Here is a 26552-nt window from a genome sequence, read left to right as displayed (position 1 = left end):
GTTCAATCCTTTCGGGCGAAGGGAATGCGTTCGGGCGCGACGGCGCCACCGGAAATGATGAAGGTCATGGCCTGGTCCACCGTCCAGTCGGTCGGCGTGAGCTGATCGGTCGGCACGATTTCGAGATAGCCCGAGGTCGGGTTCGGCGTGGTGGGCACGTAGACGGCGGCGAGTTCCTGCCCGGTCTTTTCGTCGAGCAGGATGCGGGTGACGAAGCCGATGGATTTCATGTCGCGATGCGGGAAGTCGATCAGCACGACGCGCTGCGTGCCGTCGGGTTTGGTCTGCAGCAGGTCGAGCAGTTGTCGCGCGCTGCCGTAGACGGTTTTCGCCAGCGGAATGCGCGCGATCAGCGCCTCGAACCAGGACAGCAGGCGTTGCCCGACCACGCGTCGCGCCAGAGCGCCGACGACGATGATCAGCGCGAGCGTGGCGACCAGGGCGATGGCGGTCTGCACCCAAGGCGCGGCCAGCCAACCGAGCATCTGCGGATCGCCAGCGGCGAGCCGCGCGGTGATCGGCGCGATCACCGGCTGGCTGATGCCGGAAAGAAGGGCGAAGACGAACTTGAAGACGATCCAGACCAGCCAGATCGGAATCAGGGTCAGCAGACCGCTGATGAAGTAGCGTTGCAATCGGCGCATCGGGGGCGTTCGGCTAGGAGCAGGGGGGCCTGCACAGCATACCCGGCGCTGCCTTCGATCGCTGGATCAGTCGGCTTCGCGCACCAGGCGGATGCCGATGTCGTCGTAACCGTAGCCGACGTCGAAACCGCTGGTCTTGGTCGGATCGGCGCGGTTCGGGCTGTCGCGCCAGCTTACGCCACCGACCTGGTGCCGCGAGCAGCTTCCGGCGCAATCGTTCAACCATTCGCGCACGTTGCCGCGCACGCCGAGCAGGCCCAGCGGGCTGGACGCCCCCTGGTTGGTCGGCACCGTGCCTTCGCTGCCGCAATCGAGCTTGCCGTCGCGGCAAGCGTCGCCGCTGCCGCGATAGTTCGAGATCAGCTGCCATTCGGCGAAGCTCGGCAGGCGATAGTTCTCGCCCGTGCGCTGGCTCAGCCACTTGGCGTAAGCGCTGGCGTCCTCGTAGCTGACGCAGACCACCGGATGGTTGCCGCTCTGGGTGAAGCCGGGATCGACCCAGCTGCGCTTCTTGATCGAGATCGGCGCCAGGCGGTTGCGGCAGCGGGCGTTCGGACGACCGGTGCTGCTGGCGAATTCGGCGTAGCTGCTGCGACTGACTTCCTCGCGCATGACCGCCAGGCCGGGACGCAGGTTGACCATCGCCGGGCCACCGCCGCGGGGTGTCTCGGCCTTCGGTGCCTGCGCGACCACGGCTTTCGACCAGGCCGGCTCGAGCAGTTTCGGATCGACTTCCAGCATGCGGGCCATCGCCTTGCTGCGGTCGATGGCGGCGCCATCGTTGCCGCGGGTGGCGCGTTCGAGACGCGCGACCAGCAAGCTCGGCAGGCCGTCGCGGAATTTCTTCCAGGCCGGTTGCTCGACGAGTTTGTTGTCGCGCGCGAACTTCTTGCCGCGTTGGTAGAGGCTGGTGACGCTGTCGTCGCGGTTGGCCGCGATGCCTTCGTTCATCGCCGTAGCGAGGCCGGCGACGATCTGCTCGCTCAGCGCGGGCAGTTCCGGATTGTCGGCGTCCAGTCGCCGCGCGGCGGCGAGCGAATCGATGGCGTTGCCGCCCGGCGGCAGGCTGAAACGTTTCTGCGCGATCTGGCGCTTCACCGCGGAAATCTCCCGCGCGCCGATGATGGTCGGGTCGTAATCGAGCGGCGTCACCGCAACGCTGGCTTGCACGGCGGCGAAGCCCGCGCCGGTGTTCCCGGTAGCGGCGATCGCATCGCCGGGAGCCGCGGCTTCGCTGCCGGCTGGCGTTGGCGCGACGCCGGGGTCGGTGGCGACCGGCGGCAAGCCCGTCGCGTCCTGCGCGATATCGGTCGATACCGGCGGAGCGGGTTCGACGATCGCCGGCGTCGGTGCCGGCGCCGGCTTGTCGGGCACGGTGGCGACTTCGGCCGGCTTGGGTTTGTCGGTGTAGAAATCCGGGGTTTTCGCCGCTTCGCGTCCGCGCAGCATCAGTACCGCGACGATCACCAGGGCGAGGCCGCTGACGCCGAAGATCGCCGGCTTCAGCCAGGCGCGCGAGGAAGACGAAGCGGGCTTGTCGCCATCGACGACCATGCGTTCGCGATTGGCGATCTGGTTGAGCGCGCCGAGCATCTGCTGCGCGTTGCGGAAGCGGTTGTCCGGCGCCTTCGCCATCGCGCGGTCGATCAGCGGCTGCCAGTGCTTCTTCTCCGACGGCAGGCGCGGGATCGGATCCTGCGCATGCATCAGGGCCAGCGACAGCGGCTCGCTGGAAAGATAGGGCAGGCGACCGCTCAGCAATTCGAAAGCGAGCACGCCGACGCTGTAGAGATCGGCGCGGCCGTCCACCGCTTCGCCGCGCGCCTGTTCCGGCGCCATGTAGCCGCCGCTGCCGACGGCGAGGCCGGCGGTGGTGATGCGGGACGAGTCGCGCTTGGACAGGGCGATGCCGAAGTCGGTCAGCAACGGACGGTCGGCATTGTCGAACAGGACGTTCTCGGCCTTGACGTCGCGATGCACGATGCCGCGCGCATGGGCGTATTCGAGCGCCGACAGCAGCGAGCGCAGCACTTCGACCACTCGGGTTTCGTCCGAAGTGAAATCGCGCTGGCCGAGATGGCCCTTGGCCAGGTAAGGCAGCACGTAGTACAGCAACCCTTGCGGCGTGCGTCCGACCTCATGGATGCCGACGATGCACGGGTGCTCGAGCTTGGCGATCGTGCGCGCTTCCTGTTCGAAGCGCTGCTTGCTCTTCTCGTCGGTCAGCGCCTCGGGCGCCATGACCTTGACCGCCACCTGGCGGTCGAGCGACTCCTGCACGCCCAGATAGACGTAGGACATGCCGCCCTTGCCAATGCGCCGCAGAACCCGGTAACCCGGGATCTCGGGCATGAAGCTGGTCAGCAAGGCCGACAGTTCTTCCGGAGAAAGCTCTTCTTCCATGGGGGAGGCAGGAAAGTCTCGGGCGCGGATTCCGGAGCATAAGCCAGCCGACGCCGAGCGGGAACGGGGTCCTTTGAAACGGACGTCTCAGTTCGCGGGTCGCTGGTCGCGTTTGAGTCGGACATAAAGGCGTTTTCGCACCCGGGCCACCCGCTCGCCGGAGGCGTCGAGAATGTCGGTCTCGAACCAGCGCAGGATCTTCTCGCCGCCGGCCGCCGCCTCGCGCAATTCGGCCAATACCGCCTCGGGCAGGTCGAATTGCGCGGCCACGGTGCCACGACCCGGCTTCAGGAATTCGATCTCGCCGGCCTGGTCCCAGACCAGATAGTCGCGGCCCAGGCGTTGCAGGACCATGATCATCCAGAAGGGGTCGGTCATCGCGAAAAGGCTGCCGCCGAAATGGCTGCCGACGTAGTTCCGGTTGAACCAGCGTTGCCGCAGCTCGACCCGGGCCCGGCTCCAGTCCGGCGCGAGTTCGGTGACATGCACGCCGCTCAGCAGGAAGGGCGGCCAGAGGTTCATGTAAAGGCGCAGGATGCGGGGGCTCATCGGGCTGGCTATGCTCAGGGACCGGGGTCGAGCTTGCCATACGCAGGCGTATTGAGGAAGTCCATGGGGGAAGCCGAGACGTCCGAAAGCCGCTGCGCGAACTGCGGCGCCCGCCTGTCTGGGCCGTTCTGCAGCCAATGCGGGCAGCGACGCTTCGTCGAAAAGGATCGCCGCTTCGGGCATCTGATGTCTCAGTTCGCCGAGGCCGCCACCGACCTGGACGGGCGCTTCTGGCGCAGCCTGCGGGCTTTGATGCTGCAGCCAGGCCGGATCGCCGCCGATTACATGCTCGGCCGTCGCGCCCACTGGATGTCGCCGTTGAGCCTGTTCCTGTTCGCCAACGTGCTGTTCTTCTTCGCGCCGGGCCTGACCGACCTGACCTTGGGGCTCGAGCAGCAAGTCCCCGAACGCGTGCTGCGCGAGTTCCGAACGATCGATCAGCAACAAAGCAACCGCACCTACGGCGAGCAGATGCATAACGTCGTGACCGCGCCGTTGGCGCGACAGGCGATTCGTCGGGCGCAGGCGCGCAGCGAGGCGGCGGGCCGTCCGTTCGACCTGGAGAAATTCGCCACGCGCTACCACGCGCAGTCCGATTCGATCGGCAAGCTGCTGGTGATCGTGCATGTGCCGGGCATCGCGCTGGTGTTGATGCTGGCGACGTGGCGGAAGCGGCGCTACTACGCCGAGCATTTCGTGCTGGCGCTCAGCCTCGTCGCATTCACGCTGCTGTTCGTGCAGCTCGTCGTGCATCCCAGTGCGTGGCTGTACCAATGGGCGATGGCGGCGGTGGGATCGCCGCGCGGCATGCCCGCTTACGTGGCCTGGCTGCTGGTCGCGATCAACGTGGCGTATTTTTCCGCCGCCTGCCGGCGTTGTTATGGCGGCGGCTGGATATTGGCTCTTGTACGCGGCTTCTGCGCCTTTGCCGCACTGGGCGTGAGCAGCCTGTTCTTCTACCGAGGGCTGCAGCTGCTGATCACATTGTGGACGATGTGATGTTTCAGAACAGCAGCGAGGCCATCTTGCGCCGGTAGGCGCCGACGAGGTCCTCGTCCTCGATGATGCGGAAAGCGTCGATCAGCGACTTCTTCGCCAGTTGCTCGCCGTAGTTTCGGTCGCGCCGCAGCATCTCGAGGAACTGCTTCAGCCCGCCTTCCGAATCGCCTTCGACGATCAGTCGCACGCCGAGCAGGTGACGCGCACGCAGATCGTTCTCGTCCGCCGCGATCGCCGCCAGCAACGGTTCGCGCGGCGGCGCATCCTGCAACAACGCCGCGAAACCGAGGCGCGCGCGGGCGCGCACGCTCCGGTCGTCGGTCGCCAGGTTCGCGGGCAGTGCATCGAGCAACTTCTCGGCTTCGTGTGCCGCGCCGGTCTTCAGCAAGGCGAGCGCGAGGTCGAGCTTGAGTTCGTCCTTGTCGGGTTCGGCCGCGACGGCCTGACGCAGGCGCACCACCTCTTCGTGCGGATCGACGACGACGGGCGCAGCCTCTTCGATCGGAGCTTCCACCGCTTTCGCTTCGATGCCGTGGTGCTTGAGGAATTCGCGCAACTGGCCTTCGGTCAATGCGCCCGGGAAGCCGTCGACGATCTGGCCGCCCTTGAGCAGCATGACGGTGGGCACGGAGCGGATCTGGAAATAACCGGCGAGTTGCTGCTCCTGATCGACATCGACCTTGGCCAGCAGGAAGCCACCGGCGAATTCGTCGGCGAGCTTCTCCAGGATCGGGCCCAGCGTCTTGCAGGGGCCGCACCAGGTCGCCCAGAAATCGACCAGGACCGGCACCTCTTTCGACTTCAGGATCACCTCCTGCTCGAACTGGGGCAGGGAGGCGTCGAAAACGTAGGCGGAAGCGGTCATGGGCGGGGCTTCGGATCGTGAGGGTCTGCGCTGCAGATGGTGCCAGTCCGGCCGCCCCTCAAGCCAATGTAATCTTTACTTGACATCGGCCGAGCAACATGTAATCTGTACATTACATTTAGTAAAGAGGAGAAGACAATGCGTTGGCCTGCATGGGGATTGGCTGGATTGGTGGCGCTGGCGGGCCTGGCGTTCTGGTTGTTGCTGGCGGGACCGGATCGATTGTTCGGCCTGGATACCGGCAACGTGGGCATCGCCCTGACGGCACTGGTCGCATGGTCGGCCTTGCATGGCGTATCGGTCGCTCCCCGATCGGAGATGGAGAACGCGGTGTCGCCCGGGGAGTGGAAAGCCTGGGTCGGCGTCGGCTTCAGCGCGCTCGGCATCGCCTATTTCCTGTCGAAGGCGCATCTGTTCGCCGGCGCGACCGATCTGCGCGACGTGCAGGCGGTGGGGCGCAACCTCGTGCTGATGCTGATCGCGTGGACGGTGCTGGGCTGGCTGTTGGAGAACCGCTGGAAAGGACGCGTCCAGAAGGACGAGCGCGATCGCGAGATCGAGAACGACGCCAGCGGCTGGGGTCGCGGCGCGCTGGTGTTCGTGGTGATCGGCGTAGCGGTCATGTTGGGCCTGTCTCCGGCCCGCAAACTGGAATGGGCCACGCCGATCGCGGTATCGAACCTGCTGGTGTTCGCGTTGATCTGGAGCTGCTTCGTCGAATACGTCGTGACCGCGCTGTCGTACTGGCGCGACCGGCGCTGAGGCTGCCATGGGCACGACACCGATCGCGAATCACATCCGTCGCCTGCGTTTCGAACGAGGCGAGATGACGCAGGAAGAACTGGCGCGTCGTTGCGGCGTGACGCGCCAGACCATCATCGCGCTGGAGGCGGGCAGGTACGCGCCCTCGCTGGAACTCGCCTTCCGCATCGCGCAGGCGTTGGACGCGCGTATCGAGGCGGTCTTCGAATGGAAGCAGGAGGCCTGAAAGACGCCCCGCCCGCGCCGATCAATCCACGTCGCGGCGAATGAAATTCCTCAGGCCGAGCAGGGTGACGACGAGTCCGCCCACGAGCCCGGCGATCACGACGAAATCGAGGTGCTTGCCTTCGCCAGCCATCACCTGCACCGGCATCGACCACGGATACCAATGGCCGAAACGCGCGGACTGCCCGATCAGGAATCCCATCACCGTCGCCGTCATGCCGACGGACACCGCCACGGTGAAACTGCGCCAGCGGATCGAGATCCAGGTGTGCAGGGCGGCGACGAGCAGCGAGGCGGCGAACATCGCGGCCACCGACTTCCACATCAGCGCCCAGGGCGGTGGGCCGCCGATACCGAAGGCCGGCTGCGTCAGGCTGACGATCCAGCCACCGATCGGCGTGAGCAACACCAGCACGACGAACGCGGCGGCGATCATCGCGACCAAGGCCACGGCCTTGGCCAGATAGTGCGAGGCCGTCGGAATGGGAAGCGCCAACAGCTGTTTCCATTGCCGTTCGCCATGTTCCAGCCCGGCCAGCAGGGCCGATTGCAGGGTGATGAACAACGGCAGCATCAAGAAAGCCCACAGGCCCATCACCGACAGGGCAAAACCGCGCCAGGCATCGGCCGGGTCGACATCGCGCACGGGCACTTTCATGAAGGTCAGTTGCAGGGCGTAGAGAGCGACGACGACGCCCGGCGCGATCAGGCACATCCAGAGCGCCAGCGTGCCGCGCAACTTCACGGTCTCGGCGGAAAGGGCGCGAACGACGGCGTTCATGCGGCATGCTCCAGTGCGGCATCGACCGTCAGGTCGAAGAACAGGGATTCGAGCGACGCGGTTTCGCGCGCCAGGTGCGAGACGGCGATGCCCTGGGCGACCAGAAGACGGTTGATCTCGGCTTCGTCGCGCTGCGCCAGCGTCACCGCCAGCATCTGCGTATCGAGCCATTGCACCGATTCACCGAGTTGCCGCAATGCTTCGGCGGCCTTCAGCGGCGCGTCGCAACCGAGCAGCAGCCGCGGCTTGCTGCGGCTGCGCAGTTCTTCCAGTCGGCCTTCGAAACGCAGGCGACCGGACTGCAGCACGCCGACATGCGAGGCGATCTGTTCGATTTCGCTCAGAAGATGACTCGAAACGAAGACGGTCAATCCGTCTTCGGCCACCAGGCTGCGCAGCAGGCGGCGCATGTCGAGGATGCCGGCGGGGTCCAGCCCATTGCTCGGTTCGTCCAGGATCAGCAGTTTCGGTCGGCCCAGCAGGGCCAGAGCGATCGCCAGGCGCTGCTTCATTCCCAGCGAGTATTCGCGTACGCGGCGGTGCGCCGAATCCGTCAAGGACACGCGCTCCAATGCCTCGTCGATGCGCGAACGCGGTACGTCGAGCAGGCGACGCGTTACTTCGAGGTTGTCGCGGCCGCTCAGATGGCCGTACAGCGATGGCGATTCGACGAGGGCGCCGACGAGGCCGAGCGCATCGCGCGAATCGCGCCGCATCGCCTGGCCGAACAGCGCGATTTCGCCGCGATCGGCGCGTAGCAGGCCGAGCAGCATGCGGATGGTCGTGGTCTTGCCGGCGCCGTTCGGGCCGAGGAAACCGTAGATCGCGCCGGCGGGCACGTTCAGGTCGAGGTCGCGCACGCCGTGGCCGCCCGCGAATTCACGGGTCAGCCCACGCGTGCCGATGGCGGGTGTGGTCATCTTGGGTTTACGTGCCAGGGGATGTCCCGCATCTTCCGCTCGTCGCGTTCATCCGCCATGTGCCGGAGGTTCACCAACCATCGCCCGGCCGGCGTAGACTCGATCCATCCAGCAGAGATCCGTTCTTCGATGAAATACCTGCTCGCCTGTTCCTTCCTGTTACTGCCCGGTTTCGCCTGCGCCGATACGCGCATCGCCTACACCGTCGAGGGCAGTTGCCCGGCATTGGCCGAGCGCATCGAGATTTCCGGCAGCCTGCTTCGCCTGGACTCGCGTTACGACGGCCAGCTGGTCACCTCCCTGTTCGACGGCGGGGAAGACACGGTGACCTCGCTGATGCACGACCAGAAGCAGTTCCACCAGATGGAGGTGGACGCCGATGCGGCCGATTACACCGCCGATGTCCTCGGCAGCACGATGACCTACGTCGACCGCCAGATGGAAGCGACGATGGCGCAGATGAAGAAGAGCTGCGAGCAGATGAAGGCGCAGACGCGAGGACGTGGCGTCGTCACCGCTTGCGACAACATGCCCGACTTGCGTTCGATGATGAGCCAGGCCACCGGTGCGACGCCGCAGCTCAAGCCCGAAATGCGCGAAACCAACCGCGAGGATAGCGTCGCCGGCGCGACGTGCCGTTGGACGGAAGCCTGGCAGGGCGAGATGAAACTGCGTGAGCAGTGCGACGCCGACGTCGCCTCGCTGCCTCTGCCCGACGGCGACCGCGGCGGCTTCGCGCGCGGCATGCGGGTGATGATGAGTTACGGCGACGCCTTCAAACCGGTCGTGGATCGTTTCGCCATGGGCGACCCGAATCCGATCCCGATTCCGGGCAAGGGCAAGTTCACGCTGGCAGGTCAGTGTTTCGATGCCACCGGCGAACGGGTAGGGCACTATGCCGCCGACATCGTGGTCGGTCCGATCGATCCGCAGCGTTTCCAGGTGCCGACGGACTACACGCCGATGATGCAGGCGGATCCGCAGTAGCGCCGACTCGCGTCGCGCTCAGGCCGCGTCGCCGCGGCCGCAGCCCCCGGGGTTGAACACGCGTTCGGTCGAGGCCGGATATTTCCCGAGCAGTCGCGCCGCGCGCGTCGGCCGGCGGGCGAAATCGCCGCCGCAGTTCGGGCAGACGCCGCCGAGCTTGCCCTGCGCGCAATCGCTGCAGAAGGTGCATTCGAAGGAACAGATCCAGGCCTCATCCGAGTCGGGCGGCAGGTCCTTGTCGCAGCATTCGCAACCGGGTCGCATTTGCAGCATGGTTTCGTCCTAACCAGTGAGTCGGCAAGAAGCGCCAGTCAATCCCCGCCACCGTCCCCGCCGCTGTCGCCACCGCCGCCATCGGCATCGTGATGGTGCGGGCCATGGCTCCCGCCATCGGAATAGGACGAGGCCGAGGGATCGTCCGGCGTCTTGCGCTTGCCATGGTTGTAGAAGAACACGACGGCGATGATGGCCGCCACGATCGCGATGATGAACCAGGCTACCGACATGGGCTTCTCCCGTCTGGATAACCCAGTCTAGCGCTTGATTTCCATCGCCTTGCGCGTGGCGTCCTGGCGGGCGCGTTCACGGGCCTCGAAATCGGCCAGGCAGGCGTCGCGGCGGACCATCGCGCATTCGAGGTAATCGACGATCTCGATGACGGCCGCGCGCACCGCGCGCTGGTCGGGGCCGTTCTGGTTCATCGCGCCGGCGTAGGGGTCGACCTTCTCGCCACCGGGCGTCTTGCCTTCGATCGTGCGGGCGTAACGGATCTCGCCGGTCGTCGTGTCGATCACGCGCAGGTCCACGGCGAGATAGCCGCCTTCGGAAGTCGATTTCACGCCGGCGCCGACGCCGAGGAAGCCGCGCTTGTACTGCGTGTTCACCTTTTCCTCGAAGGCGGTCACCGTGCCGGTGACCAGGTATTGGGCGCCGGTGAGCTTGCCGATGGCGATACTCGTCGCCGCCGAAACCATGCCCGTGGCGGACAGGTTCTGCTCCTCCATCACCGCGCGCAGCTTCTGCCGCTCGACGATGTTGAAGGCCGGGCGTGCAGACAGTTCGTTCGTGAGCATCGTCGTCATCGCGCGGCCGGCGCCGCCCTGCATGAACATCGCTCCGGTTTCGTCCTGGAACTTCAAAACGCCGATGATCGGGCGCGAAGCCGGGACGGGCATCGCGGCAACCGGGGCTGGGGCAGGCGTGGTTTCGGCGGCAGGGACAGCGTCGGAAGCGGCGGGCGACGGCTGGGCCGAGGCCGACCCGGCGACGAGGAGGAGGGCAAGGATCAGGGGCTTCATGGACGCATCTTAACGCCGCCCGGGCGCCATTCCGGCCAATGGGTTAGGCCCGAGCCGGGCCGCAATGCTACCCTGAACGCCGTTGTCTTCAGCTTTCGCCTCCACCCCCATGCAAGCCACCCCCGAATCGGGCGTTTACGACCCGAAGGCGGCCGAGTCCGCCGCGCAGCGCCATTGGCAGTCCACCCGTGCTTTCGAAGTGAAGGAGGACGCGGGCAAACCGAAGTACTACTGCCTGTCCATGCTGCCTTACCCCTCGGGCGCCTTGCACATGGGGCATGTGCGCAACTACACCATCGGCGACGTGATCAGCCGCCATCGGCGCATGTGCGGCTACAACGTGCTGCAACCGATGGGTTGGGATGCGTTCGGCCTGCCGGCGGAAAACGCCGCGATCAAGCACCAGACCGCACCGGCGGCGTGGACGTACAAGAACATCGAACACATGAAGGCGCAGTTGCAGGCGATGGGCTATGCCATCGACTGGACGCGCGAATTCGCCACCTGCCGGCCGGACTATTACCGCTGGGAACAACTGATGTTCACCCGGCTGTTCCGCAAGGGCATCGTCTATCGCAAGAACTCGGTGGTGAACTGGGATCCGGTCGATCACACCGTGCTGGCGAACGAGCAGGTGGTCGACGGCCGCGGCTGGCGCAGCGGCGCGATCGTCGAGAAGCGTGAGATTCCGCAATGGTTCCTGCGCATCACCGCGTACGCGCAGGAGTTGCTCGATGGCCTTGATGCGCTGCCGGGCTGGCCCGACGCGGTGAAGACGATGCAGCGCAACTGGATCGGCCGCAGCGAGGGCCTGGAAATCCAGTTCGCCGTCGAAAACGAAAGCGAACCGCTGACGGTGTTCACGACCCGCCCCGATACGCTGATGGGCGTGACCTATGTCGCCGTCGCAGCCGAACACCCGCTGGCGCTGAAAGCCGCCGCGAACAATCCGCATCTCGCCGCCTTCATCGACGACTGCAAGGTCGGCGGCGTGTCCGAGGCCGAACTCGAGACGCAGGAAAAGCAGGGCTGCGCCACGGGCCTGCATGCGATCCACCCGATCAGCGGCGAGAAGCTGCCGATCTGGGTCGCCAACTTCGTGCTGATGGGTTACGGCACCGGTGCCGTGATGGCGGTGCCTGGCCACGATGCGCGCGATTTCGAGTTCGCGCACAAGTACGCGTTGCCGATCAAGCAGGTGATCGCGCTGCGCACGCCGTTGCCGCCGCATCTGGCGCCGGAGCTGGCCTACGACCCGGAAAAGTGGAAGGACTGGTACGCCGACAAGACCAACCCGGCTGCGATGTGCGTGCATTCGGGCGAACTCGACGGCATGGATTACCGCCGTGCGTTCGACCACCTCGCCGACAAGCTCGAAGGCGAAGGGCGTGGCACGCGCCGCGTGAACTTCCGCCTGCGCGATTGGGGCGTGAGCCGCCAACGCTACTGGGGCTGCCCGATTCCGATCGTGTACTGCGCGCAGTGCGATGCGGTGCCGGTGCCGGAAGAGCAGTTGCCGGTTGTGCTGCCGGAGAACGTCGCGGCATCCTATTCAGGAGCGGGCGGCGTGCAGTCGCCGATCAAGGCCGATCCCGAGTGGCGCAAGACGACCTGCCCGCAATGCGGCGGCCCGGCCGAGCGCGAGACCGACACCTTCGACACCTTCATGGAGTCGAGCTGGTATTACGCGCGCTACACCTCGCCGGGCGCGAACGATCTGGTGGACGAACGCGCGAACTACTGGTTGCCGGTGGACCAGTACATCGGCGGCATCGAACACGCGATCATGCACCTGATGTATTTCCGCTTCTATCACAAGCTCATGCGCGACGCGGGCCTGGTGAAGACGGACGAGCCAGCCACCAACCTGCTCTGCCAGGGCATGGTGATCGCGGACACGTTCTATCGCGAAACGGCCGGGCACAAGGACTGGATCAACCCGGCCGACGTGGACGTGAAACTCGACGAACGCGGCCGCGTGATCGGCGCGACGCTGAAAGCCGACGGCCAGCCCGTGCTCATCGGCGGCAGCGAGAAGATGTCGAAGTCGAAAAACAACGGCGTCGATCCGCAGATCATGATCGAACGTTACGGCGCCGACACCGTGCGCCTGTTCTCGATGTTCGCCGCGCCGCCGGAACAGTCGCTGGACTGGAACGAGTCCGGCGTCGAAGGCATGTCGCGTTTCCTGCGCCGCCTTTGGTCGCAGGCGCATCGACACGCCGTCGGCGGCGTTCCGCCGACGCTGGACGTCGCTGCGTTGACCGCGGGTGGCAAGGCCTTGCGCCGCCAGTTGCACGAGACCATCCAGAAGGTCGGCGACGACTACGCGCGCCGCTACACCTTCAACACCGCGATCGCCGCGGTGATGGAACTGCTGAACGCACTCGGCAAGTACGACGAAGCCGGCGACAACGCCCGCGCTCTGCGCCAGGAAGCCCTGGAAGCGGTGACCCTGCTGCTGAACCCGATCATCCCGCATACCTCGCACGCCCTGTGGCAGTTGCTCGGCCACGCCGAAGCGACGATCGAGGACATCGCCTTCCCGACGGCCGATGCCTCGGCGCTGGTGCGCGATGCGCTGACGCTGGCGGTCCAGGTGAACGGCAAGCTGCGCGGCACCATCGAGGTCGCCGCCAGCGCCGGCAAGGAAGAGATCGAGAGACTCGCGTTGGCCGAAGCCAACGTCGCGCGTTTCCTCGAAGGGCAGACGGTGAAGAAGCTCATCGTCGTGCCCGGCAAGATCGTCAACATCGTCGCAGGCTGAACGCAACGCAATGAGTACCCCTGGAATTGGAATTGAAACCGCCGTCGGCCTGATGCGCAACGGCGACCTGACCGCGGCCGAGCGCGTTTGCCGCCAGATCCTGCTGACCGAGCCGGGTCGCGGCGATGTCGTGCAACTGCTCGGCGTCGTATTGCTGATGAGCGGCCACGCCGCCGAGGCGGAACGGCAGCTGGACCTGGCTACGCGACTGGATCCGTCGTCGGCCATCGCGCAGTACAACCGCGGCAACGCGCTCAATGCCCTCGGGCGGCATGAGGAAGCGGTGGTCTGCTTCGAGCGCGCCACCGGCATAAGGCCGGAACTGGCCGAGGCGCACTGCAATCGCGGCAACGCCCTGTCGCGCCTGTCGCGCTGGCAGGAGGCGATCCTCGCCTACGATGCCGCGCTGGCGCTGCGCCCGGCCCTGGTCGAAGCCCTGAACAATCGCGGCGATGCCCTGCTGCGTCTCGGTCGCGATGACGAGGCGCTGGCCGGTTTCGACGCGGCGCTGGCGATCAAGCCCGACCATGCGGCCGCCTTGAACAATCGTGGCAATGCCCTGCGTCGAATGGGTCGCGCGCAGGAAGCGCTGGCGGCCTACGATCGCGTCCTGGGCCTGCGCCCCGATCTGGTCGACACGCTCGACAACCGCGGTCTGGTATTGCAGGAACTGGCGCTGTTCGATGCGGCACTCGCCAGTTTCGATCGCGTCGTGGCGCTGGCGCCCGGTCGCGCCGGCGCGCTGTTGCATCGTGCCGGCGTGTTGCGCGACTTGCGCCGCTTCGACGAAGCCCTGGCCGACTGCGATCGTGCATTGAGCATGCGTCCGAACGACGCTGCGGCGTTCAATGCGCGCGGCATCGTTCGCCACGAAGCGCGCCAGCTCGACGCCGCCGTCGCCGACTACCGGCGCGCGCTGGATATCGATCCCGGCCTCGCCGACGTCTGGAATAACCTGGGCAATGCCCTGCACGATCTCGACGGCATGGAAGAAGCCGAAGCCGCTTATCGCAAGGCGCTGGCGGTGCGGCCCGATTACGCCGAGGCCATCGTCAATCGCGGCCTGGCCTTCATGGACCGCCGCCGTTTCGACGAGGCGATGGCGGATTTCGATCGCGCGATCGAACTGCGACCGGCTTATTCCGAGGCCTATAAGCGCCGCGGCATCGCGCGCCTGCTGCAGGGAGATTACGAAACCGGTTGGGCCGATTACGAAGCCAGCCAGCGGCATTGGCGCGAGCGCAATCCGCATCTGGTGCAGCCGATCCCGTATTGGAACGGCGAAGCGCTGGCCGGCAAACGCATCCTGCTCAGCGAGCCGAACGGATTCGGCGACACCATCATGTTCTTCCGCTACCTGCGTCCGATCCTGGAGCAGGGCGCCGAAGTCACGTTCCAGGGGCCGCGCAGCCTGTTCCGGCTGCTTTCGACCTGTTCCGACCGCATCCGCTTCATCGAGGAAGTCGACGACCCGACGCGTTACGACTACCAGAGCGCGCTCTGGAGCCTGCCTTACGTCTTCGGTACGCGTCTGCAGGATGTTCCGACGGGCATTCCCTACCTTCAGGCCGAACCCGAGCGGGTGCAGCGCTGGGCGGAAGCGCTGGACCCGGCGCAGTTCAACATCGGCATCTGCTGGCAGGGCAATCCGGCGCGCAAGATCGACGCGGCGCGTTCGATCCCGCTGGCGCATTTCCAGGCATTGGCCTCGGTGCCGGGCGTGCGCCTGGTGAGCTTGCAGAAGCACCATGGCCTGGACCAGCTCGAACGCGTGCCGGTCGGCGCCAAGGTGCAGTTGCTCGGCGACGAGTTCGACGCCGGCGCGGATGCCTTCCTCGATACGGCCGCGATCATGCAGAAGCTGGATCTGGTCGTCAGCTGCGATTCGGTCGTGAACCACCTGGCCGGTGCGCTGGGGCGCCCTGCCTGGATCGGGCTAAGATACGTACCGGAGTTCCGCTGGATGCTCGATCGACCGGATAGTCCGTGGTATCCGAGCCTGCGCCTGTTCCGGCAACCCGCCATCGGCGACTGGAGCGCGGTGTTCTCGGCGATGGCGGGCGAGTTGCGCAAGATCTCGGGCAAGTCCGGTCGCAAGTCCGGCAAGCAATCCTAGGAGTCAGCATGCGTCGCATCCTTACCGTTCTGGCATTGGTACTGGCGCTCGGCGCCTGCGGGTTCCATCCGCGCGCGCAATTGCTGATTCCGGCCGAGTACGGCGCCATGCGGGTGGAATCCGGCGATCCCTACGATCCGCTCGCATTGGGACTGACGCGGGCGCTCGAGCGCAGCGGCAATCGGATCGCCGGCAGCGGCGAACCGGCCACCGTGCTCAAGGTCTCGTCGCAGACCTGGGATACCTCGCCCGTTTCGGTCGACCAGTTCGCCCAGGTTCGCGAATACGCCACGCGCTATCGCGTCGAGTTCGTGCTGGTGGGTAGCGACGAGAAACCGTTGGGCGAACCGCAGCGCATCGAGCTGACGCGCGAATACTCCTTCGACCAGAACGCATCGGCGGGTAGCCCGGCGGAGCAGGAGCTGATCCGCAAGGAGCTGCGCCGCGACATGGAAGCCGCGATCCTTCGCCGCGTGGACGTGTTGCTGCGCCCGAAGCGCTAATGGAGCTTCGCCCCGACCGTCTGGAAAGGCAGCTTGCGGGCGAACCGCTGAAACCGGTTTACCTGATCGCCGGCAGCGAACCCCTGCTGGTGCTCGAATGCGCCGACGCCGTGCGCCGCCGCGCGCGCGAGGAAGGTTACGGCGAACGCGAAGTCTTCGATGCCGAAGGCAGTTTCGACTGGAACACGTTGTCGATGGGCTTGGCCTCGCTGAGCCTGTTCGCTTCGCGACGCCTGTTCGACCTGCGTCTTCCGAGCGGCAAGCCCGGACGCGACGGCAGCGAAGCGATCCAGGCGTATTGCCAGAATCCGCCGCCCGATACCGTGCTGCTGATCACCGCGCAGGACTGGAGCCGCGCGCATGCCGGCAAGTGGAGCGAGGCGATCGCCGCGACGGGCCATGTCGTGCCGGTCTGGCCGATCAAACCGCACGAACAGGACGAATGGTTGCAGAAGCGATTGCGCGCTCGCGGATTGACCGCCACGCCGCCCGCGCTGGCCCTGCTGGCCGAGCGGGTGGAAGGCAATCTGCTTGCGGCCGCGCAGGAGATCGACAAGCTCGCGCTCCTGCTCAAGGGCGATGCGCAGGCGCGCGCCGACGCCATCGATGCGCCGACGATGCGCTCGCTGATCGCCGATTCGTCCCGCTTCGATGTCTTCGGCCTGATCGAAACCGCCCTGTCGGGCGATGCGCAGCGCAGCGTTCGCATGCTGCACTCCTTGCGCCGCGAAGGCGAGCAGGTCGCTGGCCTGATGCCGATGATCGCGCGCGAACTGCTGTCCATCGCCGGGCTGGCGCGCATCAAGGACGACGGCGGCAATCTGGCGGGGGCGATGCGCGAGGCGCGCATCTGGGAAAGCAAGCAGGCAATGTATCGCCGCGCGATCGACCGGCATCCGGCCTCGCGCTGGGAATCTTTCGTCGGCGAAGCCGGCCGCATCGATCGCATCGCCAAGGGCCGCGACGCCGGCGATGCCTGGCTCGGCCTGGAGCGCCTGCTGGCGGCGATGGCCGACGCGCGGGCGCGGCGATTGTTGGCCTGATGTTGCGGTTGTTCTACGGCGGTACCTTCGATCCCGTGCACAACGGGCATCTTGCCGTGGCCGCAGCGGCGCATGCCGAACTGTCGGCCGACGTCGTGCTGTTGCCCGCCGCCGATCCGCCGCATCGTCCGCCGACCGGGGCGAGTGCGGCCCAGCGCAGCCAGATGCTGCGCCTGGCGGTGCAGGCGCTGCCGTACTGTCGGGTGGACGAGCGCGAATTGCGCCGTGCCGGCCCTTCCTACAGCGTGGATACGCTGAAGGAGATCCGTCGGGAGATCGGTCCCGACCAGCCGCTGGCCTGGCTGCTGGGCGCCGATTCGTTCCGCAGCCTGGCCAGCTGGCACCACTGGCGGGAACTGTTCGGGCTCGCCCATTTCGTCGTCGCGATCCGGCCGGGTCACGACATCGATCGGCTCGCCGAACCGCTGCATTCGGCCTGCTCGGGTCGCTGGACCGAGCAGGCGCAGGCGCTGGCCGCGACGGCGGCAGGGCGGTTGTATCGTCTGGTCCTGCCGCCGCGTCCGGAATCGGCGACTGCCGTCCGTCGCTCGTTCGCGACGGGCGAGGGCGATCTGGGATGGTTGCCGCCGGCCGTGGCGGCTTACGTGCGGGAACAGGGGCTGTACCGGTCGCAGGGGATATAATGCTTCCGCCGCCCGCCAGGGTTTCCGAGACAGCGCCTTGACCACGCAAGCCCACGTCATCAAGACCAAGATGCCCGACCCGGCGCCGTCGCCGGAGACCTTGCTGAAGCTGGTGCATTCCGCGCTCGAGGAAATGAAAGCCAAGGATGCTGTCGAGATCGACGTCCGCGGCAAGACCAGCATCGCCGACTACCTGGTGGTCGTGTCCGGCACGTCGACACGGCACGTGAAGTCCGTCGCCGACGAAGTGGTCAAGTTCGCCAAGAAGGCCGGCGTCATGCCGCTGGGCGTGGAAGGCGAGCGCGAGGCCGAATGGGTGCTCGTCGATCTCGGCGACGTGATCGTGCATGTGATGCTGCCGCGCGTGCGCGAGTTCTATGCGCTCGAGCGCCTGTGGACGGTCGGCGACCAGCCGCCGGAAGATTGAGCCGGGCGCGCGATGAAAGCGCGCCTCATCGCTGTCGGCGAACGCGCCCCCGGCTGGGTGGCCGAGGGTTTCGCCGAATACCAGAAGCGTCTTTCGCACTGGTTGCCGCTGGAACTGGTCGAGATCGCGCCCGGCGTGCGCGGCAAGGGTCGCGATGCGGCGCGTGCGACCGCCGATGAAGGCGCGCGCGTGCTGGCTGCATTTCCGAAGCAGGCGCAGGTAGTCGCGCTCGACGGCCGCGGCAAGCCCTGGTCTTCCGAACAATTGGCGCAGCGGCTCGAAGCCTGGCGCCAGCAAGGCGGCGATCTGGCGTTCCTGATCGGCGGGCCGGAAGGGCATTCCGCCGACGTGCTGGCCCCGCCGCGCCGGAACGATGGTCGCTGGGTCCGCTCACGTTGCCGCACATGCTGGTGCGCCTGCTCGTCGCCGAGCAGCTCTATCGCGCCTGTTCCTTGCTCGCCAACCATCCCTACCACCGCGCTTGATGCCAGAAGTGCGAAGGCCGCGACTGCCGCCAGCCGGCCCTACCGGCTATGCTTGCGGCATGCTTTATCTCGCCTCCCAGTCGCCCCGGCGACATGAACTCCTGAACCTCATCGGTGTCGAACACGGGCGATTGGACGTGGACGTTCCGGAGGTTCGTCAACCGGGCGAGCCTCCGGCCGATTACGTGAACAGGGTGGCTCGCGAGAAAGCCGGCGCCGGATTGCTGAAGGTGTTGGCGACGCCGCAGGCGGTCGTGCTCGGTGCGGATACCGAAGTGGTGCTCGGCGACGTGGTGTACGGCAAGCCCGTCGACGATGCCGACGCGGCGCGCATGTTGCGAGAATTGTCGGGACGCACGCACCAGGTGATCACTGCCGTCTGGCTGGTCAGCGCCGGGCGCGAAGAGCATGCGGTCAGCGTCTCGGACGTGAGTTTCGCCGCGCTCGACGAAGCGCAGATCGCGGCCTACCTCGGTAGCGGCGAAGCGATGGGCAAGGCCGGCGCCTACGCGATCCAGGGTCGCGCCGCCACCTTCGTCTCGCACCTGTCCGGCAGCCACTCGGCGGTGATGGGGCTGCCCTTGCATGAAACTGCGGTATTGCTGCGCAAGTTCAAGCTGTTGCCCTGAAATCGACGTCAGAAACGGGAACGCCGTGTCCGAAGAAATACTCATCAACGTCACGCCGCGGGAAACCCGGGTCGCCCTGGTCGAGAACGGCATGCTGCAGGAACTGCACATCGAACGCACGTCGCGTCGCGGCGTCGTCGGCAACGTCTACAAGGGCCGCGTGCAACGCGTGATGCCGGGCATGCAGGCCGCCTTCGTCGAGATCGGGCTGGAGCGCGCCGCCTTCCTGCACGCTTCCGACATCCTGCGGCTGACGCAGGCGCAGTCCGGCGAGGGCGAAGAAGCGATCGCGCCGAGTCCGCCGCCGCCGATCACCTCGCTGGTGCACGAAGGGCAGGAAATCGTCGTGCAGGTGGTGAAGGATCCGATCGGCAGCAAGGGTGCGCGCCTGACCACGCAGATCTCCGTGCCGTCGCGCTACCTGGTCCTGCTGCCGCATTCGCGCGTGATCGGCATCTCGGCCCGCATCGAGGACGAAGCCGAGCGCCAGCGCCTGAAGGCGCTGATGACCGAACTGGTGGAAGGCAGCGGCGTCGGTTACATCGTGCGCACCAATGCCGAGGGCCAGACGCCGGAAGCCCTGGCGGAAGACGTCGAATACCTGCGCCGTGCCTGGCGCATCATCGGCGAAGCCGGCAGCAGCGCCGAAGTCGGCGGGCGAATCTACGAGGATCTGTCGCTGCCGCTGCGCGCCGCGCGCGACCTGATGCGCAAGGACGTGGACAAGGTTCGCGTCGATTCGCGCGAAACCTGCGACCGGCTTCGCGCTTTCGCCGGCCAGTTCATGCCCGATTTGGCGGAGAGGGTGGAACATTATTCGGGCGAGCGACCGATCTTCGACCTGTACGGGGTCGAAGACGAGATCCAGCGCGCGCTCCTGAAAGAAGTGCCGCTCAAGTCGGGCGGCTACCTGATCGTGGACCAGACCGAGGCGATGACGACCGTCGACGTGAATACCGGCTCCTTCCTGGGCCAGCGCAACCTCGAAGAGACGGTATACCGCACCAATCTCGAGGCCGCGCAATCGGTCGCGCGCCAGCTGCGCCTGCGCAATCTCGGCGGCATCATCATCATCGACTTCATTGACATGACCGACGACGAGCACAAGCGGCAGGTGCTGCGCACGCTCGAGAAGGCCCTGTCGCGCGATCACGCCAAGACCACGGTCTACGAGTTCTCGCCGCTGGGCCTGGTCGAGATGACGCGCAAGCGCACCACCGAAAGCCTGGAACGGCAGCTCTGCGAGCCATGCCACGAATGCGGCGGCCGCGGCAGCCTGAAGACGGCGGAAACGGTGATCTACGAGATCTTCCGCGAGATCACCCGTGCGGTTCGTCAGTTCGAGGCGCTGCAGTTGCTGGTGATCGCCTCGCCCAAAGTGGTCGGCAAGATCACCGACGAGGAATCCTCGGCGGTGGCCGAGCTGGAGGAGTTCCTCGGGAAGTCCATCCGCTTCCAGGCCGACGAGCAGTACGCGCAGGAACAGTACGACGTGGTGCTGCTCTGATGGCGGATCGCTTCCGCCGATGAAAGCCGTCCTGCGCCGCCAACTGCGGCACTGGCGCCGATGGTTCGGCTACGGTTCGCTGGTGCTGCTTATCCTGCTGGCGACCCTGGTCGGCGTGGTGAACCAGTTGTTGCCGCTGGTCGAGCAGCATCCGCAGCAGATCGCCCGTTGGCTGAGCGAGCGCGTCGGCGAACCGGTGAGCTTTTCCAGCGCGAAGGCGGTGTGGACGCGGCGTGGCCCCTTGTTCACGCTCAGCGACCTGCGCGTCGGCGAAGGCGACGACGTGCTCGACATCGGTCGCGCGCAGCTGCAGGTCGCGGTGTATTCGGGCCTGTTGCCCAACCGGCCGCTGACCGAACTGAAGATCCGCGAGCTCGCCCTGACCGTGCAACAGGAAGCCGACGGTCGCTGGCATGCGATCGGATTGCCCGGCGAGGAGCAGGCCGATCCGCTCGAGCGGCTCGAGGGTTTCGGCGAACTGCAGATCGAGAAAGCGCAATTGACGGTACGCTCCTTGCGCAGCGGCGTGGACGTGCGCATGCCGCGCTCCGATGTGCGCGTACGCGTCTACGAAGACCGCGTGCGCGTCGGGGCCAGCGTCTGGGCCGATCTGGGCAGTCCGCCGGTCACCGCCGTGCTCGACATGGACCGCGAGCGCCGCTCTGGCCGGCTCTGGGTCGGCGGCCGGGATATCGCCCTGGCGCATTGGTCTTCGGCCTTTGCCAGCCTCGGCCTCGTGCCTTTGGGCGGCAAGGCCGAGGCCGATGTCTGGTTGCGTCTGGAGCAGCAGCGGATTGACGACATCATCGTCGATGCGGACATCGACGAGGCTTCGTGGCGATCGGCCGATCGCATTCCGATCGGCGGCGGAAAATCCGACTATGCCCGTGCGCAGTTCGAACACCTGCGCGCGTTGGCGCGGTGGCGATCGGAACAAGGGCAGTGGCAGCTGGGCGTGCGCGAGTTCGAGGTGCGCCAGGAGGGGCGCGAAGCGCGGCTCGACGGCTTGCAGGTTCGCGGTGGGCGCTCGTTCGCCGCCCGCGCCGATTCGCTCGACCTGCAGCCGCTGGCCTCGCTGCTGTCGCTGACGAAGGAGTTGCCGGTCGGCCTGCGCAGCTTCCTGGCGCGATCGCAACCGAGCGCGGTATTGCGCGACGTTCAGATGAGTCGCGGCATCGGCGGCCGATTGCGCGGCGGCTTGCGCGTCGAGGCGTTGAGTCTGCAGGCGGCCGGCACGCGGCCCGGTTTCTCCGGTTTGTCCGGACGCATCCGCTTCGACGAAGACGGCGGCGTGATGCGCGTCGAATCCACGCCGGTGCGATTCGAATGGCCGACCGAATTCCGCGACGTGCTCGATGTACGACTCAGCGGCACCCTGGGTCTTTGGCGTCGCGACAAGGATTGGGTGCTCGGCGCGACGGGCCTGGGCGTCGATGGCGAGGGTTACGATGCGCGCGCCCGTTTCGAGATCGGCTTGCAGGCCGATGGCAGCAAGCCCACGCTCGACCTCGCCGCCGACCTGTCGCCGTCGGATTTCGATGTGGCCAAGAAGTTCTGGCTGCGCGGCATGATGCCGAAGCCCGCGGTGGAGTGGCTCGATCGCGCCCTGGTCGAGGGCGATGTGATCGGGGGACGCGTCGCCATCGGCGGCGATCTGGACGATTGGCCTTTCCGCAACCGTGGCGGCGCGTTCGATGCGCGCGCGCAGGTGCGCAACGCCACCCTGAAGTTCCAGAACGACTGGCCCGAGGGCAGGAAGCTGGATCTCGACGTCGTATTCGACGGCCCGGGTTTTTCCGTCGCGAGCGGCAAGGGAGAACTGCTCGGTACGCATGTCCGCGAACTCACCGGCGGCATCGAGAACTTCGGCCACACGCCCCTGGACCTGCACATCGTCGCCGACGGCAAGGCCGAAGATCTGCGCAAGCTGCTGATCGCCAGCCCGCTGAATCGCCGCTACGGCGAGCACCTGAAGGCCGCCAGCGTGGATGGCGAGGCCGATGTCGCGCTCGACCTGAGCCTGCCGCTACAGGCCGGCAAACACGATGCCCGCATCGCCGGTTCGCTCGACCTGACCGATGCGGTGTTGGCCGATTCGCGCTGGAACCTGCGCTTCACCGGTGTTTCAGGGCGTACACACTTCGATCAGGACGGTTTTGCGACCGACAATCTGTCCGTGCGCCTGGACGAGCAGCCGGCGGTGTTCAATTTGCGCGTGGGCCGTCATGCCGACGATCCGACGCTGGCCGCCCGGGCCGATCTGACCGGCAGATTTTCCGCACAGACCTTGTTGCAGCGTTACGAAGGCATGGCCTGGTTGCGACCGCGCTTGAGCGGACAGGCCGAATGGAACGTCAGCGTCAGCGTGCCGGTCGCTGGTGCGGACGGAAAGACGCCACCGTCGCGGTTGCTCGTGCGCAGCGACCTGCAGGGCGTGGCGATGGCCCTGCCGGCGCCTCTGGACAAGTCGCCGGAACGAACCTGGCCGCTCGAGCTGCAAGCCAGCTTGCCGCTGGAAGAAGGGACGCTGCAGCTGCGCCTTGGCGAAACCATGCGCTTGCGCGGATTGATCCGGGAGAACAAGCCTTTCACCGGAAGCGTGCACTTCGGCGGGGGCGAACCGGCGGCGATGCCGGCGCGCGGCCTGTCGGTGCGCGGCAACGTGCCGGTGCTGGACAGCACCGGTTGGATCGCCTTCTCGACGCAGGGCGAGGGTGGTTCGCTGCTCAACGACATCGACGTGCGCGCCGCCCAGTTGCAGCTGATCGACCGCGGTTTCGCCGACACCCATCTGCAGCTGCGCCGCGCGGGCAATGCTTCCGAGATTCGCCTGGAAGGCGTCGGCATCGAGGGCACGGTGAACCTGCCGTCGCAATTGACCGACGGCGTGCAGGGACGATTCTCCAAGCTGCATCTGGCGGCGCAATCGGTCAGCGCGCAGGCCGAAGCGGCTCGCGTGGCGAACGCGGGCGTCGAGCCGGGCGTGCCATCCGCGCCCGCTGCGGCCAGCATCGTCGAAGTGAGCGATCCATCGACGCTGCCACCGCTGCGTTTCAATATCGAAGATCTGCGTTTCGGCCAGGCACAACTGGGGCAGACCGAATTGGTGACGCGGCCGATTCCCGCCGGCATGCGCATCGAGAAGTTCGAGACTCGCGCCAAGACCCTGTCGCTGAGCGTGGCAGGCGAGTGGGTGCGCGAAAACGAGGCCACGCGTTCGAACATGCGGCTGGATTTTTCAGCCAACAACCTCGGACAGATGCTCGATGCGCTCGGTTTCGCCGGCATGGTGCAAGGGGGCAAGACGCGCGCGACGCTCACCGGCAGTTGGCCCGGCTCGCCCGGCGCTTTCAGCCTGGCGACGATGAACGGCACCCTGCGTGCCGACATCGGCGAAGGACGCCTGCTCGACGTCGAACCGGGCGGCTCTGGCCGCATGCTCGGACTGATGAGCATCGCCGAGATTCCGCGACGCCTGAGCCTGGATTTCAGCGATTTCTTCTCGAAGGGTTTCGCCTTCAATTCGGCGCGCGGCGATTTCGTTTTCAGCGGCGGCAAGGCGCGAACCGACAATCTGCGGGTCGACGGCCCGGCCGCCGAGATCCGCGTCAGCGGCACCACCGGCATGCGCGACCAGACCTACGACCAGCGCGTCGAAGTGCTTCCGAAGGCCGGTAGCGTGTTGCCGGCGATCGGCATGCTGGCCGGCGGCCCGGCCGGCGCCGCCGTCGGACTGGTGGCGCAGGCGGTGCTGCAGAAGCCGCTGAAGCAGACCACGCGCGTGGTCTACCGCGTCACCGGTCCGTGGCAGAAACCCGACGTCGAAGTCATCGAACGCGGGCCGGCCAAGTCCGCCACGGCACAGGCACAACCCTGATGCAGGCTTGCGTCGTGCCGTATCCGCCCGCATCTAGTCCCCATCTCCCAACGAGTCTTCCATGAACTCATCGCTTGCCCGCGCCGAATCGCGCCTGCTTTCCCCGACCGGTCTCGGCCTGGACGACGTCGATCGCGCCTTCTCGCGCTTGCTGGGCCCGGGCGTCGACGCCGGCGATATCTACTTCCAGCACAGCCGGCGCGAGAACTGGACGGTCGAGGACGGCATCGTCAAGGACGGCGCGCATTCCATCGAACAAGGCGTCGGCGTACGCGCCATCAGCGGCGAAAAAACCGGGTTCGCCTATTCCGACGACATCCGCGGCGAAGCCTTGATCGAATCGGCGGCGGCGGCGCGTGCGATCAGCCGCGAGGGTTCGACGGTGAATTCGGGCCAGCGCATCGTCGTCGCGGGGCGCGCGCTCTACACCGGCGAAGATCCCATCGACGGCATGCCGGCCGAAGACAAGGTGGGCAAGTTGCGTGAGATCGATGCCTGGTTGCGTGCCGCCGATCCGCGCGTGCAGCAGGTCATCGTCAGCCTCGCCGGCGCCATCGATACCGTTCTGGTCGCGCGCAGCGACGGCACCGTCGCCGCCGACGTGCGTCCGCTGGTGCGCTTCAACGTACAGGTGATCGTGCTGCAGAACGGTCGGCGCGAGTCGGGTTATGCCGGCGGCGGCGGACGATATTCGTACCAGGAGCTTTTCTCCGGCGGCCGTCCGGAATCGATCGCGCGCGAGGCCCTGCGTCAGGCGCTGGTGAATCTGGAGGCGGTCGACGCGCCGGCCGGCACCATGCCAGTCGTGTTAGGCCCGGGCTGGCCCGGCGTGCTGCTGCATGAGGCCGTGGGACACGGCCTGGAAGGCGATTTCAACCGCAAGGGAACGTCGGTGTACTCGGGGCGCATCGGCGAGCGCGTCGCCTCGCCCGGCGTCACCATCGTCGACGACGGCACGCTGGCGTCGCGGCGCGGTTCGCTGAACATCGACGACGAGGGCACGCCGACGCAGTGCACGGTGTTGATCGAGGACGGCGTGTTGCGCGGCTACATGCAGGACACCTTGAATGCGCGCCTGATGGGCATGGCGCCCACCGGCAACGGGCGGCGCGAGAGTTTCGCCAGCCTGCCGATGCCGCGCATGACCAATACCTACATGCTGGCCGGACATCACGATCCGGCCGAGATGATCGCGTCGGTCGAGCGCGGCCTGTACGCGCCGAACTTCGGCGGCGGGCAAGTCGACATCACCAGCGGCAAGTTCGTCTTCTCCGCCAGCGAGGCCTACCTGATCGAAAACGGGAAGATCACACGCCCGGTCAAGGGTGCGACCCTGATCGGCAACGGCCCGGAGACGATGACGCGCGTGAGCATGATCGGCAACGACCTGCAGCTCGACGCCGGCGTCGGCATCTGCGGCAAGGACGGTCAGAGCGTGCCGGTCGGCGTCGGCCAGCCTTCGTTGAAGATCGATGCGATGACGGTGGGCGGCACGCAGGCCTGATGAATCGGCCGGCGAAAATGCTCGACGGCGGATCGCACAAGCGGATGCGCGCCCCTCGCCAGGCGCGGTCAGTCCTGCGCCGGCGTTTCGGCCATCAGCTCGCGCAGTTCGCGGAACAGTTCGCGGTAGGCGTGCGGCGGACGGTTCTGCAGTTTTTCCTGGTGCGCATTGCGCGCCAGCTGGCGCAGGTGCTGGCGATCAGCCTGCGGGAAATCCTGCAACAGTTCCGACAAGGCGACGTCGCCCTCGGCGATCAATCGGTCGCGCCAGGCTTCGATCCGGTGCAGTGCAGCCGATTCGCGGCGGGTATCGGCCTTGTCGTGCGACAGGGCCGCGCGGATGGCGTCGAGCGCGGATTCATCCTCCCGTCGCAGGTTCTTCGCCAGGAACTGCGTCTGTCGCTTGCGGGCGATCTGCGCGGTGATGCGCTGGCAATCCAGCACCAGGGCCAGCAGCTCCTCGCCCAGCGGCAACTGCGCCAGCCGCGCCGGCGTCTGCGCCATCAGCGCGGTCGCCAGATCGAGCACGGCCAAGGCTTCGCGGCGTTGTTCGCCGCGGCTGGGGCCCAGGAATTCGCCGGTGTCGTCGTCGATGCCGCGCATGCATGAATGAAATAG

The 26552-nt window shown here is 66.7% G+C and carries 24 protein-coding genes and 1 pseudogene; 15 read left to right on the top strand and 10 right to left on the bottom strand.

The genetic code is table 11. The features are described from left to right. Positions 1 to 2 precede the first annotated feature (2 nt). From QM707_RS08015 to QM707_RS08005, 3 genes are all read right to left on the bottom strand, one after another. Positions 3 to 644, bottom strand: a complete 642-nt coding sequence (locus tag QM707_RS08015; protein WP_415001326.1) for a DUF502 domain-containing protein — start codon at positions 642 to 644, stop codon at positions 3 to 5. A 66-nt stretch (positions 645 to 710) separates the two neighbouring features. Further along, entirely contained in the window at positions 711 to 3047 is a 2337-nt protein-coding gene (locus tag QM707_RS08010; RefSeq protein ID WP_415001325.1) for a protein kinase domain-containing protein, read from the bottom strand. A gap of 87 nt (positions 3048 to 3134) precedes the next feature. Further along, on the bottom strand, positions 3135 to 3596 hold the full coding sequence (locus tag QM707_RS08005; RefSeq protein ID WP_415001324.1) for a DUF4442 domain-containing protein: 462 nt from the start codon (positions 3594 to 3596) through the stop codon (positions 3135 to 3137). Positions 3597 to 3782: 186 nt separating this feature from the next. Here QM707_RS08005 and QM707_RS08000 point away from each other — a divergent pair, with 186 nt between their 5' ends. Next, positions 3783 to 4595: a DUF3667 domain-containing protein gene (locus tag QM707_RS08000; RefSeq protein WP_415001323.1), complete on the top strand. Its 813-nt coding sequence runs from the start codon at positions 3783 to 3785 to the stop codon at positions 4593 to 4595. A 4-nt stretch (positions 4596 to 4599) separates the two neighbouring features. Here the strand turns inward: QM707_RS08000 and trxA are convergent, their stop codons facing one another. Continuing rightward, positions 4600 to 5460 (bottom strand): thioredoxin, encoded by an 861-nt coding sequence (gene trxA, locus QM707_RS07995; protein WP_415001322.1) that lies wholly within the window; start codon positions 5458 to 5460, stop codon positions 4600 to 4602. 138 nt (positions 5461 to 5598) lie between these two features. Between trxA and QM707_RS07990 the strand changes: the two genes are divergently transcribed. Together QM707_RS07990 and QM707_RS07985 are read left to right on the top strand one after the other, a co-directional pair. After that, positions 5599 to 6222 (top strand): hypothetical protein, encoded by a 624-nt coding sequence (locus QM707_RS07990; RefSeq protein WP_415001321.1) that lies wholly within the window; start codon positions 5599 to 5601, stop codon positions 6220 to 6222. Positions 6223 to 6229: 7 nt separating this feature from the next. Continuing rightward, positions 6230 to 6448, top strand: a complete 219-nt coding sequence (locus QM707_RS07985) for a helix-turn-helix transcriptional regulator (RefSeq protein WP_415001320.1) — start codon at positions 6230 to 6232, stop codon at positions 6446 to 6448. 21 nt (positions 6449 to 6469) lie between these two features. Here the strand turns inward: QM707_RS07985 and QM707_RS07980 are convergent, their stop codons facing one another. Further along, complete coding sequence (locus QM707_RS07980) at positions 6470 to 7228, bottom strand: ABC transporter permease (protein ID WP_415001319.1); 759 nt, start codon at positions 7226 to 7228, stop codon at positions 6470 to 6472. Then, positions 7225 to 8148 (bottom strand): ABC transporter ATP-binding protein, encoded by a 924-nt coding sequence (locus tag QM707_RS07975; protein WP_415001318.1) that lies wholly within the window; start codon positions 8146 to 8148, stop codon positions 7225 to 7227. The genes QM707_RS07980 and QM707_RS07975 overlap by 4 nt, the downstream gene beginning before the upstream one ends. Positions 8149 to 8277: 129 nt before the next feature. Between QM707_RS07975 and QM707_RS07970 the strand changes: the two genes are divergently transcribed. Continuing rightward, complete coding sequence (locus QM707_RS07970) at positions 8278 to 9135, top strand: hypothetical protein (RefSeq protein WP_415001317.1); 858 nt, start codon at positions 8278 to 8280, stop codon at positions 9133 to 9135. A gap of 18 nt (positions 9136 to 9153) precedes the next feature. Here QM707_RS07970 and QM707_RS07965 read toward each other — a convergent pair whose 3' ends face one another. The 3 genes from QM707_RS07965 to QM707_RS07955 are packed head-to-tail and all read right to left on the bottom strand — an operon-like array spanning position 9154 to position 10310. Beyond that, positions 9154 to 9408, bottom strand: a complete 255-nt coding sequence (locus QM707_RS07965; RefSeq protein WP_415001316.1) for a DUF1272 domain-containing protein — start codon at positions 9406 to 9408, stop codon at positions 9154 to 9156. Between the two features lie 38 nt (positions 9409 to 9446). Continuing rightward, complete coding sequence (locus QM707_RS07960; RefSeq protein ID WP_415001315.1) at positions 9447 to 9641, bottom strand: hypothetical protein; 195 nt, start codon at positions 9639 to 9641, stop codon at positions 9447 to 9449. A 27-nt stretch (positions 9642 to 9668) separates the two neighbouring features. Next, the gene (locus tag QM707_RS07955) at positions 9669 to 10310 is read right to left on the bottom strand and encodes a CsgG/HfaB family protein (RefSeq protein WP_415001314.1); all 642 of its coding nucleotides are present in this window, start codon (positions 10308 to 10310) and stop codon (positions 9669 to 9671) included. Positions 10311 to 10542: 232 nt separating this feature from the next. Between QM707_RS07955 and leuS the strand changes: the two genes are divergently transcribed. From leuS to tldD, 11 genes and pseudogenes are all read left to right on the top strand, one after another. Next, complete coding sequence (gene leuS / locus QM707_RS07950) at positions 10543 to 13200, top strand: leucine--tRNA ligase (protein ID WP_415001313.1); 2658 nt, start codon at positions 10543 to 10545, stop codon at positions 13198 to 13200. Positions 13201 to 13210: 10 nt separating this feature from the next. Further along, the gene (locus QM707_RS07945; RefSeq protein ID WP_415001312.1) at positions 13211 to 15316 is read left to right on the top strand and encodes a tetratricopeptide repeat protein; all 2106 of its coding nucleotides are present in this window, start codon (positions 13211 to 13213) and stop codon (positions 15314 to 15316) included. 8 nt (positions 15317 to 15324) lie between these two features. Then, entirely contained in the window at positions 15325 to 15819 is a 495-nt protein-coding gene (gene lptE / locus QM707_RS07940; RefSeq protein WP_415001311.1) for an LPS assembly lipoprotein LptE, read from the top strand. Next, entirely contained in the window at positions 15819 to 16862 is a 1044-nt protein-coding gene (gene holA / locus QM707_RS07935; RefSeq protein WP_415001310.1) for a DNA polymerase III subunit delta, read from the top strand. Before lptE ends, holA begins: the two co-directional genes overlap by 1 nt. Continuing rightward, on the top strand, positions 16862 to 17506 hold the full coding sequence (gene nadD / locus QM707_RS07930) for a nicotinate-nucleotide adenylyltransferase (RefSeq protein WP_415001309.1): 645 nt from the start codon (positions 16862 to 16864) through the stop codon (positions 17504 to 17506). Before holA ends, nadD begins: the two co-directional genes overlap by 1 nt. Positions 17507 to 17543: 37 nt before the next feature. Further along, positions 17544 to 17933: a ribosome silencing factor gene (gene rsfS / locus QM707_RS07925; RefSeq protein ID WP_415001308.1), complete on the top strand. Its 390-nt coding sequence runs from the start codon at positions 17544 to 17546 to the stop codon at positions 17931 to 17933. Positions 17934 to 17945: 12 nt separating this feature from the next. Next, positions 17946 to 18418, top strand: a pseudogene (gene rlmH / locus QM707_RS07920) (23S rRNA (pseudouridine(1915)-N(3))-methyltransferase RlmH). 59 nt (positions 18419 to 18477) lie between these two features. Then, positions 18478 to 19047: a Maf family protein gene (locus tag QM707_RS07915; protein WP_415001307.1), complete on the top strand. Its 570-nt coding sequence runs from the start codon at positions 18478 to 18480 to the stop codon at positions 19045 to 19047. Positions 19048 to 19072: 25 nt separating this feature from the next. Next, entirely contained in the window at positions 19073 to 20554 is a 1482-nt protein-coding gene (rng, locus tag QM707_RS07910; RefSeq protein ID WP_415001306.1) for a ribonuclease G, read from the top strand. A 19-nt stretch (positions 20555 to 20573) separates the two neighbouring features. After that, complete coding sequence (locus tag QM707_RS07905) at positions 20574 to 24431, top strand: YhdP family protein (RefSeq protein ID WP_415001305.1); 3858 nt, start codon at positions 20574 to 20576, stop codon at positions 24429 to 24431. Between the two features lie 61 nt (positions 24432 to 24492). After that, positions 24493 to 25935, top strand: a complete 1443-nt coding sequence (tldD, locus tag QM707_RS07900) for a metalloprotease TldD (RefSeq protein WP_415001304.1) — start codon at positions 24493 to 24495, stop codon at positions 25933 to 25935. Between the two features lie 68 nt (positions 25936 to 26003). Here the strand turns inward: tldD and yjgA are convergent, their stop codons facing one another. Next, a complete protein-coding gene (yjgA, locus tag QM707_RS07895; RefSeq protein WP_415001303.1) occupies positions 26004 to 26537 on the bottom strand; it encodes a ribosome biogenesis factor YjgA in 534 nt (177 codons plus the stop codon). Between the last annotated feature and the right edge of the window lie 15 nt (positions 26538 to 26552).

Origin of the sequence: Arenimonas sp., from assembly GCF_047602345.1 — a bacterium.
In the GTDB taxonomy this organism is placed as follows: Bacteria; Pseudomonadota; Gammaproteobacteria; order Xanthomonadales; family Xanthomonadaceae; genus Arenimonas.
Note: the sequence above shows the minus strand (reverse complement) of the source record. Positions and strands in the feature narration are given on the sequence as shown.

Bases quoted from the DNA above. Each gene is read 5' to 3' on its own strand.
- QM707_RS08015 (WP_415001326.1), bottom strand. From the start codon at position 644: ATGCGCCGATTGCAACGCTACTTCATCAGCGGTCTGCTGACCCTGATT.
- QM707_RS08010 (WP_415001325.1), bottom strand. From the start codon at position 3,047: ATGGAAGAAGAGCTTTCTCCGGAAGAACTGTCGGCCTTGCTGACCAGC.
- QM707_RS08005 (WP_415001324.1), bottom strand. From the start codon at position 3,596: ATGAGCCCCCGCATCCTGCGCCTTTACATGAACCTCTGGCCGCCCTTC.
- QM707_RS08000 (WP_415001323.1), top strand. From the start codon at position 3,783: ATGTCTCAGTTCGCCGAGGCCGCCACCGACCTGGACGGGCGCTTCTGG.
- trxA (WP_415001322.1), bottom strand. From the start codon at position 5,460: ATGACCGCTTCCGCCTACGTTTTCGACGCCTCCCTGCCCCAGTTCGAG.
- QM707_RS07990 (WP_415001321.1), top strand. From the start codon at position 5,599: ATGCGTTGGCCTGCATGGGGATTGGCTGGATTGGTGGCGCTGGCGGGC.
- QM707_RS07985 (WP_415001320.1), top strand. From the start codon at position 6,230: ATGGGCACGACACCGATCGCGAATCACATCCGTCGCCTGCGTTTCGAA.
- QM707_RS07980 (WP_415001319.1), bottom strand. From the start codon at position 7,228: ATGAACGCCGTCGTTCGCGCCCTTTCCGCCGAGACCGTGAAGTTGCGC.
- QM707_RS07975 (WP_415001318.1), bottom strand. From the start codon at position 8,148: ATGACCACACCCGCCATCGGCACGCGTGGGCTGACCCGTGAATTCGCG.
- QM707_RS07970 (WP_415001317.1), top strand. From the start codon at position 8,278: ATGAAATACCTGCTCGCCTGTTCCTTCCTGTTACTGCCCGGTTTCGCC.
- QM707_RS07965 (WP_415001316.1), bottom strand. From the start codon at position 9,408: ATGCTGCAAATGCGACCCGGTTGCGAATGCTGCGACAAGGACCTGCCG.
- QM707_RS07960 (WP_415001315.1), bottom strand. From the start codon at position 9,641: ATGTCGGTAGCCTGGTTCATCATCGCGATCGTGGCGGCCATCATCGCC.
- QM707_RS07955 (WP_415001314.1), bottom strand. From the start codon at position 10,310: ATGCCCGTCCCGGCTTCGCGCCCGATCATCGGCGTTTTGAAGTTCCAG.
- leuS (WP_415001313.1), top strand. From the start codon at position 10,543: ATGCAAGCCACCCCCGAATCGGGCGTTTACGACCCGAAGGCGGCCGAG.
- QM707_RS07945 (WP_415001312.1), top strand. From the start codon at position 13,211: ATGAGTACCCCTGGAATTGGAATTGAAACCGCCGTCGGCCTGATGCGC.
- lptE (WP_415001311.1), top strand. From the start codon at position 15,325: ATGCGTCGCATCCTTACCGTTCTGGCATTGGTACTGGCGCTCGGCGCC.
- holA (WP_415001310.1), top strand. From the start codon at position 15,819: ATGGAGCTTCGCCCCGACCGTCTGGAAAGGCAGCTTGCGGGCGAACCG.
- nadD (WP_415001309.1), top strand. From the start codon at position 16,862: ATGTTGCGGTTGTTCTACGGCGGTACCTTCGATCCCGTGCACAACGGG.
- QM707_RS07915 (WP_415001307.1), top strand. From the start codon at position 18,478: ATGCTTTATCTCGCCTCCCAGTCGCCCCGGCGACATGAACTCCTGAAC.
- QM707_RS07905 (WP_415001305.1), top strand. From the start codon at position 20,574: ATGAAAGCCGTCCTGCGCCGCCAACTGCGGCACTGGCGCCGATGGTTC.
- tldD (WP_415001304.1), top strand. From the start codon at position 24,493: ATGAACTCATCGCTTGCCCGCGCCGAATCGCGCCTGCTTTCCCCGACC.
- yjgA (WP_415001303.1), bottom strand. From the start codon at position 26,537: ATGCGCGGCATCGACGACGACACCGGCGAATTCCTGGGCCCCAGCCGC.